Here is a 14,260-nt window from a genome sequence, read left to right on the forward strand (position 1 = left end):
GCGGGGTACCTGGCGAGGCTGCCGGTGACGCGTCGGACGTGACCGCCGGTCCGATCGGCCGTTGGGGGTACAGGACGTCGTCCGTCAGCAGCCGGCCCACGACAGGACCGGCCCACGGCACGGACGGCCCACGACAGGAGCAGTCTCATGCCCGGATCGCATCTGCCCTTGATGGAAGAGGGGATGGCCCGCTGGCCGTTCGGCCCGCCCAACGCCGGGATCGCCCTGGACCTCGCGGGCGACCCGCCGTCGTTGGACGAGCTGCGGGCGTTGGTGGAGGAACGCTGGAAGGCGTTGCCCAGGCTCACCCAGACCCTGGTCGCTCCCGGCGGCGCCCGGACCGGCCTGGCCTGGTGGACCGGCCGGCACCGCTGGGCGCGGCGGGACGGCCACGACCTGGCCCAGCAGATCGACAGCGCGGACCTCACCCTCCGGGACGCGGTCCGGCAGTGGTTCCACAGCCCGTTCCCGGCCGACCGGCCGCCATGGAGCCTCCACCTGCTGCGCGGGGCGACGGAGGGGGAGTTCTCCCTGCTGTTCCGGATGCACCACAGCCTGCTCGACGGCCGTTCCCTGACGACCCTGCTGCGCGCCCTCTTCGACGACGGCGGGCCGCTGGACGGCGCCGCGTCCCTGGCGGTGCCCGGCCCCCGGCGACGTACGGTCGGCCCCGGCCCGACGGGGGGCGGCCCGCCGGGGCTGCTCACCACGGGCCGCGCGGTGCCGCTGCCGCACCGGGGCCCGCGGGAGCCCGCTTACACCGTCGTACGGCTGCGCGCCGACGTCCTGCTGGCCGCGCGCGCGGCCGTCTCCGTGGGAGCGGCCGGCGCCTCCCGCCCGGCGACCACCAACGAGGTGTTCCTGGCGACGGTCTCCGGAGTCCTGCGCGCCTGCCTCTCGGCTTCGGACTCCGGTTCCCGCGCCGACTCCGACGCCGAATCCGATGGTGCCTCCGTCTCCGGCGGCGGTGACCGGGATCCGGACGCGAGGCAGGTGTGGCTGTCGGTACCGGTCGACGAACGGCCCGACGACTGCGGTGAGTTCCTCGGCAACGCGTTCGCCAACGTCCGGGTCCCCGCGCCGGTGACCCTCGCCGACCCGGCGGCCCGCCTGACCGCGTGCACCGGCCTGCTGACCACCGTGACCCGCCCCCGGCGCACCGCCGAGAAGCTGGTCGAGGGCACGCTCGCGGCGGTTCCCGGGGCGACCCTGGCGCTGGCCGGCGGAAAGATCTTCGCGCCCGCGTACGCGCCGGCGGCCTGCTCCTACGTCCATCTGCGCGAGCAGGGCCAGACCCTGGCCGGACGCAGCCTGCGCCACCTCACCATCGTCCCCATGGTGCCCCCGGCCGACACGGCCACCTTCGCGCTGGGCGGCTGCACCAAGGGCCACACGCTGAGCGTCGCCACCAACTCGGGCGGCGAGGACGCCGGCCTGCTGGCGGAGGCGTTCCTCGACGAGCTGACACTGCTCGCCGAAGGGGCTCGCTGACCCGCCGGTTCCGCACATGTCGAAGGGCCCCACAGCGAACGGTGGGGCCCTTCGGCATGCGCGGAACCGGGACGGCGCGTGGCCGCCGACTGCGGGGCCACGGTCACCGGCCGGAGTTAGCTCGCCTGGCGTCGAGCCGCACCCGTGCCGGAGAGGGATGCCTGCGCATCCTCGATCAGGAAGATCTCGTCCTCCCCGAAGTCCGGGGCCTGGAAGGGGTTGGTCGTCGGAGGCGGCGATGCCGCGGTGGCATAGCGAGTCGCCCCTTCCGGAGCGGAGAACAGCGAGGTCGGGTCGATGAGAGGTCTCCCATTCGTTACAGGGCCGCGAACGGACCTGGCGTGCCGTGACCGGGCACAGCGGTCCTACAGCTTGCTCATCTTGGTGTACGGGCTCAAGATCCGCATTTGCGCCGAACCGAAATCCACGAGGGCCGCGATTCCGTCCTCGATGCCGATCACGCGGCCGAGGCCGTACATGTCGTGCGTCACCTGGTCGCCCACCTCGAAGTGCTTCGGAGACGGCGCGGCCGGGGCCTTGAAGGGACTGGTGGGCAAGTAGCGCTTCGGTGCCGATGGCTTTGTCATTGCCTCCAGTATGGGCCTGCATGCGCCAGTCGTAGCGGCCGTCTTTCCCCGCTGTTCGTCACAGACCCGGACAGCGATCATCAGCTCGGCCGGAATACGGGCAGCCATGCGCCTCTGACCTGGTGCTTCGCCGGAGAGCCCGCCGAAGCGCCCGCGGGACCCCACCACAGACCGTTACCTTCGGAACCCACTCCACCTCAGCCGGTCGCGAGCACCGGCCTCAGGGTCATGAGCATGACGCACAGCGTCGCACGCCGCCCCACCGGATGTTCCCGGACCGTCGAACGAGACGGGCATCCGCGAGGACGGCGTACGGGGACGGCGTACGGGACGGCATCGGAGACGGGCGGTCGGTTCGGGACGGGCAACGTCGAAGGGCCCCACCGCGAACGGTGGGGCCCTTCGACTTAGTGCCCGGTGAGGCACTGGCGGAGGATACGAGATTCGAACTCGTGAGGGGTTGCCCCCAACACGCTTTCCAAGCGTGCGCCCTAGGCCACTAGGCGAATCCTCCGCGGCAAACAATACAAGACGTTGAGGAGTGCTCGCGAACTCGTTCCCCCCGCTCGGATCCTGTAGCCTGTGCGCAGCCCCTCACGCGGCGCTATCTGACTGAACTCCCCCAGGGCCGGAAGGCAGCAAGGGTAGGTCGGCTCTGGCGGGTGCGTGGGGGGCGCTTGCGTGTGCGGTGGGGGCCGGGTGCCGGGTCCGCGCGTGGGACCCGATGTCAGCGGTCGCCTATAACCTCGTAAGCGTGTCGTCTCTCGCGCTGTACCGCCGCTATCGCCCGGAGTCGTTCGCCGAGGTCATCGGGCAGGAGCATGTCACCGGCCCGTTGCAGCAGGCGCTGCGGAACAACCGGGTCAATCACGCGTACCTGTTCAGCGGGCCGCGTGGGTGCGGGAAGACCACCAGCGCGCGGATCCTGGCCCGGTGCCTGAACTGCGAGCAGGGGCCCACCCCGACCCCGTGCGGGGAGTGCGAGTCGTGCAAGGACCTCGCCAGGAACGGGCCGGGGTCCATCGACGTCATCGAGATCGACGCGGCTTCGCACGGTGGTGTGGACGACGCCCGTGACCTGCGAGAGAAGGCGTTCTTCGGGCCCGCCCGCAGCCGGTACAAGATCTACATCATCGACGAGGCCCACATGGTCACGCCGGCCGGTTTCAACGCGCTCCTCAAGGTCGTCGAGGAGCCGCCGGAGCATCTCAAGTTCATCTTCGCGACCACCGAGCCGGAGAAGGTAATCGGGACCATCCGGTCGCGGACCCACCACTACCCGTTCCGGCTCGTGCCGCCGGGGACGCTGCGGGACTACCTCGGCGAGGTCTGCGGGCAGGAGGCCATCCCCGTCGAGGAGGGCGTGCTGCCGCTCGTCGTGCGCTCCGGCGCCGGTTCCGTGCGTGACTCCATGTCCGTCATGGACCAGCTGCTCGCCGGCGCGAGCGACGCCGGTGTGACGTACGCCATGGCCACCTCCCTGCTCGGTTACACGGACAGCTCGCTGCTCGACTCCGTCGTCGAGGCCTTCGCCACCGGTGACGGCGCCGCCGCCTTCGAGGTGGTCGACCGGATCATCGAGGGGGGCAACGACCCCCGCCGCTTCGTCGCCGACCTGCTGGAGCGGCTCCGGGACCTCGTCATCCTCGCCGCCGTGCCGGACGCGGCCGACAAGGGGCTCATCGACGCCCCCGCCGACGTGATCGAGCGCATGCAGGCCCAGGCCGGCGTCTTCGGCGCCGCGGAGCTGAGCCGCGCCGCCGACCTCGTCAACGAGGGGCTGACGGAGATGCGGGGCGCCACCTCGCCCCGTCTCCAGCTCGAGCTGATCTGCGCGCGCGTGATGCTGCCGGCCGCCTACGGCGACGAACGCTCCGTCATGGCCCGCCTCGACCGCATCGAGCGCGGCGTGAACTTCGCGCCGGGCGGCGCTGCGCAGGGGGCGGCGACCGGTGCGCCGGCGATGCCGACGATGGGTTACGTGCCCGGCCCCGAGGCGCACGCCGGTGCCCCCCTGGCCGGGGGCGCGCCGATCCCGCCCGGTGGCGGGGCCGCCGCCGCCCGCGCCGCGGTACGGGGCCCGGGTCCGGGGCAGGGTCCCGTACCGGGTCAGGCACCGGACCGGTCGGCAGCGCCGCCCGCGCCCGCCCAGCCTCCGGCCGCCCCGCCCGCCCCGGCGCACACCTCCGCTCCCGCCCCCGTCGCGGCCTCCGCCCCGCCGGTGGAGGAGGCGCCGGCCGCGAGCCCCCAGGCTCCCGCCCAGCCCGCCCCCGGTGCCTGGCCCACCGCCACCGCGGCGGGCAGCGGGCGCCGCCCCGGCGGCTGGCCCACGGCCGCGCCCGCGGGCGGCGGCCGACCCCCGGCGACGCCGGCCCCCGCTTCCGCCCCCGCCGCCTCGGCCGGCCCCCCGGCCCCGGCAGCCACCCCGGCGCCCGCGCCCGGCGGGTACGCGCCCCCCTCCGGCGGCCTGGACCCCCGCATGCTCTGGCCGAACATCCTGGAGGCGGTCAAGAACCGCCGCCGCTTCACCTGGATCCTGCTCAGCCAGAACGCCCACGTGGCGGGCTTCGACGGCACGACCCTCCAGCTCGGCTTCGTCAACGCCGGCGCCCGCGACAACTTCACGAGCAGCGGCAGCGAGGACGTGCTGCGGCAGGCGCTGGCCGAGCAGTTCAGCGTCCAGTGGAAGATCGACGCGGTCATCGACCCGTCCGGCGGCTCGGGCCCCCCGCCGACCGGCGGCCTCGGTGGCGGCGGAGGCGGTGCGCCCGGCGGCTACGGCAGCCCCGGGGGTCACCACAGCCCCGGTGGCTACGGCGGTGGCGGCGGTTCGTCGGCCCCGTCGGGCGCGGCCCCGACCCAGGCACCGGCGGCTCCCGCGGCCCCGGCCCAGCACGCGCCGTCGTCGACATCGGCGGCGGCCCATGCCCACGGGGCGTCCGCCCCAGCCCCGTCCCGTCCGCCCGCCCCGGAACCGGTGGCCCCGGAGGACGACACCCCCGAGGACGACGACCCCGACCTCAACGAGTCGGCCCTCTCCGGCTACGAGCTGATCGTGCGCGAGCTCGGAGCGACGGTGGTGGAGGAGTTCACCAACGAGTAGGGGGCGACACCGTCCTCGAAGGCGCCTTCCCCGCGCCCTGCCGCTTGGAGGAACGCACGACATCCGTGCCTCCCGGCTTTCGGAAGCCCGCACAAAACACCCCCGCCCCCGCCCGTTAGGCTGACCCACGTGAACGTCCTCGTCATCGGCAGCGGCGCCCGCGAACACGCCCTGTGCCGCTCACTGTCCCTCGACCCCGCCGTCACCGCGCTGTACTGCGCCCCCGGCAACGCCGGCATCGCCGAGGTCGCCGAGCTGCGCCAGGTCGACGCCCTGGACGGCGAGGCCGTGTCCGCGCTGGCCGTCGAGCTCGGTGCCGAGCTGGTCATCGTCGGCCCGGAGGCGCCGCTGGTCGCCGGGGTCGCCGACGCCGTACGCGACGCGGGCATCCCGGTGTTCGGCCCCTCGAAGGAGGCCGCGCAGCTCGAGGGCTCCAAGGCGTTCGCCAAGGACGTGATGGCCGCGGCCGGCGTGCCGACCTCCCGCTCCTACGTCTGCACCACCCCCGAGGAGGTCGCCGAGGCCCTCGACGCCTTCGGCGCGCCGTACGTCGTCAAGGACGACGGCCTGGCCGCCGGCAAGGGCGTCGTCGTCACCGACGACCTGGAGGCCGCCGCGGCGCACGCGGCCGGCTGTGAGCGTGTCGTCATCGAGGAGTTCCTCGACGGCCCGGAGGTCTCCCTCTTCGCGATCACCGACGGCGTGAGCGTCGTCCCGCTCCAGCCCGCCCAGGACTTCAAGCGCGCGCTCGACGGCGACGAGGGCCCCAACACGGGCGGCATGGGTGCCTACTCGCCGCTGCCCTGGGCCGACCCGAAGCTGGTCGACGAGGTCCTGGAGACGGTTCTCCAGCCGACCGTCGACGAGATGCGCCACCGCGGCACCCCCTTCTCCGGACTGCTCTACGCGGGCCTCGCGATCACCAGCCGCGGTGTCCGGGTCATCGAGTTCAACGCCCGTTTCGGCGACCCCGAGACCCAGGTCGTCCTGGCCCGGCTGAAGACCCCGCTGGCCGGTGTCCTCAAGGCTGCCGCCACCGGTGACCTCGCCGACCTGCCGGCCCTGCGCTGGAGCGAGGACGCGGCCGTCACCGTCGTCATCGCCTCGCACAACTACCCCGGCACCCCGCGCACCGGCGACCCGATCTCCGGCCTCGCCGAGGTGGCCGCCGAGGACGCCCCGCACGCGTACGTCCTGCACGCCGGGACGAAGTACGACGCTGACGACCGCGACACGGTCGTCAGCGCCGGCGGGCGCGTGCTGTCCGTCACCGCGACCGGCACGGACCTCACCGAGGCTCGCGAGCGCGCTTACCAGGCGGTCGGGCGCATCGGGCTCGACGGTTCGCAGCACCGCACGGACATCGCCGCGAAGGCGGCGGCAGGCGCGTAGCCACCCGCCGCGGCACGCAGCAGCCGGCGCCCTCGAGCAGGGACCCCGGCAGGCACCCCGAACGGGCACCCCGACCGGGCACCCCGGCAGGCGTCAGCAGGTATCAGCAGGGATCTCCCAGGCCCCGGGCCACCATGGAACTCCGCACGGAGGACCCGTGGAACCCGGGGCCTGATCGTTGCCCATCGTCATACACCTTTCCCCAAAGCCATTCCATCGTGTGAGCGCTGAGCTATCCGGCTGACGTGGGCCGGAGCGCCAACTAGGGTGCGGCGCAAGCGTTCCGGCACTCGTTCCGGCACTTGGCCCACCGGCATTGCGATGTCGGTGGTCGGTGCCACAGTGGGGGAGTGACCACTGCGAAGACAGCCGGGGGAAACAGGACCGTAGGGAGGGGGTGAGGTCCGGTCGTGACCGGTATGGGAGTGGAGATGGGCGCGCAGGCCGCGCGGGCCCGGGCACTGGCGGTGCTACGCATCCGCAGCCGGGCGCTCGCCGTCGCGCTGCTGCCCGCGGCCGCCGCGGTGATCCTGCTGGCGGGCGGTTCCACCGGGCACTTCGTGGGCCCGGGATGGGATGCCGCCCGCTGGACGGTGTCCGTCGTCGCGTTGGTCGTACTGCTGGCCGCCGGCGTCATCGGCCTGGTCGTCGCCCGCGCGCGTCCCGCGGTCAGCCCCACGGTCGCCGTCGCCGAGGAGGCGGCCCCCGATCTGTACCGGCTGGTCCGGGACCTCGCCGACCGCCTCGACGTCCCCGCTCCCTCCGCGATAGCGCTCACGCCGGACTGCGACAGCTGGCTGGAGGACCGTACCCACCCGGCCCACGGCCCGTCGCCGTCCCGCGGCGGTGACGAGATAGCAGGCCCTGGCGGCCCCCACGGCCCCCTCCACCGCCGTACGGGAGCGTCACCGGTGCTCGTCATCGGCTCCCCCTTCCTGTGGTGGATGCGCGTGGGCGAGCTGCGCGCCGTGCTGGCCCCGGTCGTCGCCGGTACGGGCCCTTCGGCGCACCCCGACATAGCCGCGGCCCGGCGCTTCGTGCGCGGGCTGGACGCCGCGGTGGCCGTCAGCGCCTACCGGGGAGAGCGGTATCCCGTGCTGCGCCCGGTCTGCTCGGGCATCGGCTGGGCCGCCCGCCTGATGCTGCGCGGCTGTCAGACACACGCCGGGGAGATGGAGCGGGGCGTCGCCGCCGCGGCCTCCGAGCGCGCACAGGCTGTGGATTACGGTCTGCGCATCGTCGCCCAGGAGCAGGTGGGCCTCGCCTACGCGGGCTGGGACCGTCTTCTGACGCGGGTTGCGCTGCCCGCCTGGCGGATGGGCCGCTGGCCCTCCCGGCTGGACGCCGGCGTGGTCGCCGCCCTCACCGAACTGTCCCGGCGCGACCGGCTGGCCGAGGGGTTCGCCTCCCGGCTCGGCGAGCGCCCGGCCTGCGACCTGCTCGAAGAGCCCGGCACGATCGACGAGGCCGCCTCGCTGCTCGCCGCCCGCCTCTTCCACGGCGGCCCCGCGGATCCGGGCCCGGACTGGTCACCTGTGGCCTGGGAGGACTACCCGGACGAGGTGGTCGACCGCAAGTGGCGCACCGACGCGGCCCGGCTCCACCGGGTCCTCGACACCCTCGGCGTCCGCCGCACCTGCGACCCGACCGGCACCGCCCACCCCGCCGGCCCCAACCCCGGCGGCCACAGCGGTCCCACTCTGGCCCGAGTCCTGGACCACCTGACGGACAGGCCCACCGACACGGAGGCCCCCCACCCGACGACCCTGACGGACGTGGTGGACCGGACCGACCTGGCGGCCCCGACTGACCTGGTGGACCCGCCGGACCGGAGTGACCTGGCGGACCCGACGGACGTGGTGGACCGGACCGACCTGGCTGACCCGACTGACCTGGCGGCCCCGCCGGACCGGAGTGACCTGGCGGCCCCGCCGGACCGGAGTGACCTGGCGGACCTGACGGACGTGGTGGACCGGACCGACCTGGCTGACCCGACTGACCTGGCGGCCCCGCCGGACCGGACCGACTTGGCGGCCCCGCCGGACCGGACCGACTTGGCGGCCCCGCCGGACCGGAGTGACCTGGTTGACCCGCCGGACCCGCCGGACCCGACGGACGTGGTGGACCGGACCGACCTGGCTGACCCGACTGACCTGGTTGACCCGCCGGACCGGAGTGACCTGGCGGACCCGACCGCCCTGGCCAGCCCGACGGCCACCCCTGCCGCTGCCCCCGTCCCCTCCTCAGCCGACCAGGGCACCGTCCCGAACCCGAACCCGAACCCGGCCCAGGACCAGGACCCGAGCCCCGGCCCCGCCCCCGGTGTCGGCCCCGCCCCGGGTGGCCCCGCCCCTGCTCCCGTCACAGACCCCGCCCCTGCTCCCGTCGCAGCGGCCCCCCTCTCAGCCCCCGAACCCGTCTACCTCGCCGATGACGAGGACCTCGCGCCTCCGAACCCCCGCAGCGCGGCCCTCGCCGCCGGTATCGGTGCCGAGCTGGGGCGGGAGGAGGCCGCAGCCGCGGCGGCGGTGCCCTCCGCTCCGTCCGGTTCTCCGGCGTCCGGGCAGGGCCCTGACATGGCCCTCTGGGACCAGGACGCGCTCCCCCTCTTCCCCCTCCAGCCTCCGCGCACCGACCGCGAGCTCCTGGCCGATCACGTCACGGCGATGGTCTGTTGCGCCGCCATGGACACCGTCGGTGCCATTCCGGGTCTCGACTGGCTCGACGGCCCGACCCTCCTGGTCGACGGCGAGCGCGTGGCCGACCTGGCGCCCCGGGTGCTCAGCCTCGTCGAGGACGGCGACGCGGTCCCCCTGCGCACCTGGCTGGTGGAGCTCGGGATACGCCCGGAGAAGCCGGTACGGCTCGGCTGAGCGCCCCGAAGCACCGACGCTGCCCGTGCCGTCCGACCCCAACCGACCCCAACCGATCCCAACCGATTCTCCGACCCCAGCCGACCCCAGCCGACCCTCGGCAACCCCCGGCACCTCATCGCCCAAGCCCTAGCGGAGCTCTATATTCCACTTTCGGCCAATTCGCAACGAATAGTGACTGTCTGCGCGCGTTATGTGATGTGCTGGGACCGATCGGGCCCATGGCAAGGGCTTGCGACATAGGACAACACGCGGGGCGGTCACGTACGGCGTACGCACGAACCAGTACGGGGGCACAAGGGAGGGGAGCACCATGGGACCCGGACCAGGACCGGAACACATCCGCCGATGGGAGTCGGGAGCACTGGCCCACGCCGTGACGGACCCCTTCGGGCAGGGCCCCGTCCCCTGGCTCCGCGGCGGCGAGACGTACTTCGACGACACCGGCCAGGTCGTCCCCTGGTACGTGGATGCGGCCCCCGCCCCAGCCCGGGGCGGCCTGCGCGTCCCGGCCCCCCGCACCGAGCCCTCGGCCGGCGGCCCCCGCTCGGCCGACGACGTGCGCCGCCAGATCAAGGGCTTCGTCTCCACCGGCGCGGTTGCCCCCGGTGACGCGGTCGACTTCCACATCACGGTCGACCCGCCCCAGGAATTCAGCGTCGACGTCTACCGCATAGGCCACTACGACGGCGACGGCGCCGCCAAGATCACCACCAGCCCACGCCTCTCCGGCATCGTCCAGCCCCCGCCGCTGACCGCCGACCGCACGGTCTCCTGCCACCACTGGTGGCTTTCCTGGCGCTTACAGGTCCCGTCGTACTGGAACGTCGGCGCGTACGTGGCCGTCCTCACCACCGTCGACGGCTACCGCTCGCACGTCCCCTTCACGGTCCGCGACCACCGCCCCGCCGATCTGCTCCTGCTGTTGCCCGACGTCACCTGGCAGGCCTACAACCTCTACCCCGAGGACGGCCGCAGCGGCGCCAGCCTCTACCACGCGTGGGACGAGGACGGCCGTCTCCTCGGCGAGGCCGACGCCGCGACCACGGTCTCCTTCGACCGCCCGTACGCAGGCGCGGGCCTGCCCCTGCACGTCGGCCACGCCTACGACTTCATCCGCTGGGCCGAGCGCTACGGCTACGACCTCGCCTACGCCGACGCCCGCGACCTGCACGCCGGTCACATCGACCCCACCCGCTACCGCGGCCTGGTCTTCCCCGGCCACGACGAGTACTGGTCGACGAGCATGCGCCGCACCGTGGAACTGGCCCGAGACAGCGGCACCTCACTGGTCTTCCTGTCCGCCAACACCCTTTACTGGCAGGTGGAGTTGGGTCCCTCCCCGTCCGGCGTCCCCGGCCGCCTGCTTACCTGCCGCAAGCGCAAGGGACCCGGCAAGTCCGTCCTCTGGCGGGAGATCGACCGCGCCGAGCAGCAGTTGGTCGGCATCCAGTACGCGGGCCGGGTGCCCGAGCCGCATCCGCTGATCGTCCGCAACGCCGACCACTGGCTGTGGGAGTCGACCGGCGCGTGCGACGGCGACGGCATCGAGGACCTGGTCGCGGGCGAGGCCGACCGCTACTTCCCGCGCACCCCCCTCCCGCCCCACGAGGACCGCATACTCCTCGCCCACTCCCCGTACGCCGACAGCGAGGGCGTCCTCCGTCACCAGGAGACCTCCCTCTACCGGGCCCCCTCAGGCGCCCTGGTCTTCGCCTCCGGAACCTTCGCCTGGTCCCCGGCCCTGGACCGCCCCGGCCATGTGGACCCACGCGTCCAACGCGCCACGGCCAACCTCCTGGACCGCATCTGCAAACGCGACTGACGCCGTTACGCCCGCTCGCGCCACCCGCTGTCCTTGATCGATCCCGATGTACGGGACAATCAGCCCACTAGGACAGAACCACGGGGAGGAACCGTGTCCGGATTCGTAGAAAAGCCCGAGCCCCTTCAGGTGCCGGGTCTGGTGCATCTGCACACCGGCAAGGTGCGCGAGCTGTACCAGAACGAGGCGGGCGACCTCGTGATGGTCGCCAGCGACCGCACCTCCGCCTTCGACTGGGTGCTGCCGACCGAGATCCCCGACAAGGGCCGCGTCCTCACCCAGCTCTCCCTGTGGTGGTTCGACCAGCTCCGCGACCTGGTCCCGAACCACGTCCTGAGCACGGAACTGCCCGCCGGCGCCCCCGCCGACTGGGCCGGCCGCACCCTGGTCTGCAAGTCGCTCCGGATGATCCCCGTCGAGTGCGTGGCCCGCGGCTACCTCACCGGCTCGGGCCTCGCCGAGTACAAGGAGTCCCGCACGGTCTGCGGCCTCGCCCTCCCCGAGGGCCTGGTCGACGGCAGCGAACTTCCCGCGCCGATCTTCACCCCGGCGACCAAGGCCGCCGTCGGTGAGCACGACGAGAACGTCTCCTACGAGGAGGTCGCCCGTCAGGTCGGCGCCGACACCGCCGTCCAGCTCCGCCAGGCGACCCTCGCCGTCTACGGCCGCGCCCGCGACATCGCCCGCGACCGGGGCATCATCCTCGCCGACACCAAGTTCGAGTTCGGCTTCGAGGGGGAGGACCTGGTCATCGCCGACGAGGTCCTCACCCCGGACTCCTCCCGCTTCTGGCCGGCCGACCAGTGGCAGCCCGGCCGCGCGCAGCCCTCGTACGACAAGCAGTTCGTGCGGGACTGGCTGACCTCGGCCGAGTCCGGCTGGGACCGGGCGAGCGAGCAGCCCCCGCCGCCCCTGCCGCAGCACATCGTGGACGCGACCCGCGCGAAGTACATCGAGGCCTACGAGCGCCTGACGGGCATCGGCTGGGCCTGACGCGAAAGGCCCCGGTCGATGACCGGGGCCTTTGCGATGGAGCGGACGACGAGGCTCGAACTCGCGACCTCAACCTTGGCAAGGTTGCGCTCTACCAACTGAGCTACGTCCGCAGTGCGCCGTGGCGCGAGGCCAACTATACCCAACCCCGCTCCCGGGCGAGCCGCACGGCCGCGTGCCGGTTCTCCGCCCCGAGCTTGGAGACGGCCGACGACAGGTAGTTCCGTACGGTCCCCTGGGACAGCGCGGCCCGCTCGGCGATCTCCGCGACGGGCGCCCCGTCGGCGGCGAGTTCGAGAACCTCCGTCTCACGCGAGGTCAGCGGGGAGTCACCGGCGGCGATCGCGTCGGCGGCCAACTCCGGGTCGACGTACCGGTTCCCGGCGTGCACGGTACGGATGATCTCCGCGAGCCGCTGCGCGCTCACCGTCTTGGGGACGAACCCCCGCACACCGGCCGCGAGCGCCCGCTTGAGATGCCCGGGCCGGCCGTGGCTGGTGACGATCAGTGCCTGGCACTGCGGCAGTTCGGTGCGCAGGGATGTGGCGACGTTCACACCGTCGGTGCCCGGCATCTGCAGATCCAGGACGGCGACGTCGGGCCGGTGCGCGAGCGCCATCGCCAGCGCCTCCGGCCCGGTGGCCGCCTCGGCGACGATCATCAGGTCGTCCTCCAGGGAGAGCAGCGCGGCCAGCGCACCCCGGATGAGATGTTCGTCGTCGGCGAGCAGCACCCGCACGGTCATGAAGCGACCTCTCTCACAGCAGCCTTCCCGCTCAACGGAACCTCGGCGACGACCCGGAACACGCCCGCCTCGACGAATCCGGCCTCCAGCGTCCCGTCGACGCCCCGCAACCGCTCCCGCAGCCCGGCCAGTCCCGACCCGTCGCCGCTTTCGGTGGTGGCCGGTCCGGCGCCGTCGTTCTCCACCGTCAGCACCACGTGTCCCTCCTGTATCCGCAACGCCACCGAGCAACGCCCGGCGTCTCCGTGCCGCAGCACATTGGTGGTGGTCTCCCGCACCACCCAGCCGAGCGCCGACTGCACCTCGGCCGGCAGCCCGCCGGCCTCCCCGCTCACCTCGCACACGATCCCCGCCGCCCTCAGCACCCCTTGAGCTCCGGCGAGTTCGACCCCGAGGTCGGCCTCCCGATAGCCCCGCACGACCGCGCGCACCTCCCGCTGCGAATCCTGCGCCATCCGCTGGACCTCGATCATCTGCTCCACGGCCTCCGGCCGCCCGCGCCGGGCCAGCTGCACGGCCAGCTCGCTCTTCAAAGCGATCACCGCCAGATTGCGCCCCATCACGTCGTGCAGATCCCGTCCGAACCGCAGTCGCTCCTCGGCGACGGCGAGCCGGGCCTCGACCTCCCCGGCCCGGTCCGCCTCCCACAGCACCGCCAGGTTCCAGGCGCTGCAGCGGCAGGCGAACAGGGAGAAGCAGGTTGCGAAGGCGGTCAGGAACCCGACCATGAAGATCCCCGCCGCGTCCGGTTCGGCCCAGCCGAACGCGGCCATGAGGACCACGGCGAGCAGTGCGGAGTGCCGCAGGAACCGCCGGATGGTCACCACGAGTGCGTACAGCATCCCGAAGGGCAGCAGCGCGGCTCCTATGCAGAGCCTGGTCGTCACCGGGTCGGTGGCGCCCACCAGGGTGAGCACCAGCGCCAGCGCCAGTCCGAGGGCCAGCAGCCCGGCCGCGGGGTACAGGGCGCGGGGCGGGAGCTCGGCGCGGCGCAGGTAGTGGTCGAGGACGGGCCGGGTGAGCCGGTTCGCCTCGGCGCACTGGAGGGCGCTCGCCAGCAGGAGCAGCCCGCCGACGAGCAGCGACCCGGGATTCCGCTCGAGCCCGCCCACCAGGGGCAGCGCGAGCCAGCCGAAGGGGAAGAACCAGGTGGTGAAGTACCAGGTGCCCAGGGTCTGCAACTCGACCCGCTCGGCCTTGCTGCGGTCCCGCCAGTGACGCCGCTGCCACCCCCGAATGCGACCCAACATC

Annotated in this window: 9 protein-coding genes, 2 tRNA genes and 1 other RNA gene; 7 read left to right on the plus strand and 5 right to left on the minus strand. The window is 73.3% G+C overall.

Annotated elements, in window-relative coordinates; all coding sequences use genetic code 11:
• The first annotated feature begins 147 nt into the window (after positions 1 to 147).
• Positions 148 to 1,491, plus strand: a complete 1,344-nt coding sequence (locus QQM72_RS24365; RefSeq protein WP_314222988.1) for a wax ester/triacylglycerol synthase domain-containing protein — start codon at positions 148 to 150, stop codon at positions 1,489 to 1,491.
• A gap of 365 nt (positions 1,492 to 1,856) precedes the next feature.
• Here QQM72_RS24365 and QQM72_RS24370 read toward each other — a convergent pair whose 3' ends face one another.
• Positions 1,857 to 2,078 (minus strand): hypothetical protein, encoded by a 222-nt coding sequence (locus tag QQM72_RS24370; protein ID WP_028807083.1) that lies wholly within the window; start codon positions 2,076 to 2,078, stop codon positions 1,857 to 1,859.
• 426 nt (positions 2,079 to 2,504) lie between these two features.
• A tRNA-Ser gene (locus QQM72_RS24375) sits at positions 2,505 to 2,592 on the minus strand.
• A gap of 71 nt (positions 2,593 to 2,663) precedes the next feature.
• Between QQM72_RS24375 and ffs the strand changes: the two genes are divergently transcribed.
• The 6 genes from ffs to QQM72_RS24405 all read left to right on the plus strand — a co-directional run bounded on the left by ffs (position 2,664) and on the right by QQM72_RS24405 (position 12,264).
• Positions 2,664 to 2,762: signal recognition particle sRNA small type (gene ffs, locus QQM72_RS24380), an RNA gene on the plus strand.
• Positions 2,763 to 2,832: 70 nt separating this feature from the next.
• Positions 2,833 to 5,181 carry a DNA polymerase III subunit gamma and tau gene (locus QQM72_RS24385; RefSeq protein WP_314222989.1) on the plus strand — a complete coding sequence of 783 codons (2,349 nt, stop codon included), beginning with the start codon at positions 2,833 to 2,835 and terminating at the stop codon, positions 5,179 to 5,181.
• Positions 5,182 to 5,310: 129 nt separating this feature from the next.
• Positions 5,311 to 6,573: a phosphoribosylamine--glycine ligase gene (gene purD / locus QQM72_RS24390; RefSeq protein WP_314222990.1), complete on the plus strand. Its 1,263-nt coding sequence runs from the start codon at positions 5,311 to 5,313 to the stop codon at positions 6,571 to 6,573.
• Between the two features lie 419 nt (positions 6,574 to 6,992).
• Positions 6,993 to 9,446, plus strand: a complete 2,454-nt coding sequence (locus tag QQM72_RS24395) for a hypothetical protein (protein ID WP_314223039.1) — start codon at positions 6,993 to 6,995, stop codon at positions 9,444 to 9,446.
• A 313-nt stretch (positions 9,447 to 9,759) separates the two neighbouring features.
• On the plus strand, positions 9,760 to 11,271 hold the full coding sequence (locus QQM72_RS24400; protein ID WP_314222991.1) for a N,N-dimethylformamidase beta subunit family domain-containing protein: 1,512 nt from the start codon (positions 9,760 to 9,762) through the stop codon (positions 11,269 to 11,271).
• Between the two features lie 93 nt (positions 11,272 to 11,364).
• Entirely contained in the window at positions 11,365 to 12,264 is a 900-nt protein-coding gene (locus tag QQM72_RS24405; protein WP_314222992.1) for a phosphoribosylaminoimidazolesuccinocarboxamide synthase, read from the plus strand.
• Between the two features lie 37 nt (positions 12,265 to 12,301).
• On the opposite strand, the gene QQM72_RS24410 is transcribed toward QQM72_RS24405, so the two are convergent.
• The 3 genes from QQM72_RS24410 to QQM72_RS24420 all read right to left on the minus strand — a co-directional run bounded on the left by QQM72_RS24410 (position 12,302) and on the right by QQM72_RS24420 (position 14,259).
• Positions 12,302 to 12,377 (minus strand) — tRNA-Gly (locus QQM72_RS24410).
• A 23-nt stretch (positions 12,378 to 12,400) separates the two neighbouring features.
• Positions 12,401 to 13,009, minus strand: a complete 609-nt coding sequence (locus QQM72_RS24415; RefSeq protein ID WP_314222993.1) for a response regulator transcription factor — start codon at positions 13,007 to 13,009, stop codon at positions 12,401 to 12,403.
• A complete protein-coding gene (locus QQM72_RS24420; RefSeq protein WP_314222994.1) occupies positions 13,006 to 14,259 on the minus strand; it encodes a sensor histidine kinase in 1,254 nt (417 codons plus the stop codon). The genes QQM72_RS24415 and QQM72_RS24420 overlap by 4 nt, the downstream gene beginning before the upstream one ends.
• Position 14,260 lies beyond the last annotated feature (1 nt).

It is taken from the genome of Streptomyces zaehneri (assembly GCF_032248645.1).
Lineage (GTDB): Bacteria > Actinomycetota > Actinomycetes > Streptomycetales > Streptomycetaceae > Streptomyces > Streptomyces coriariae.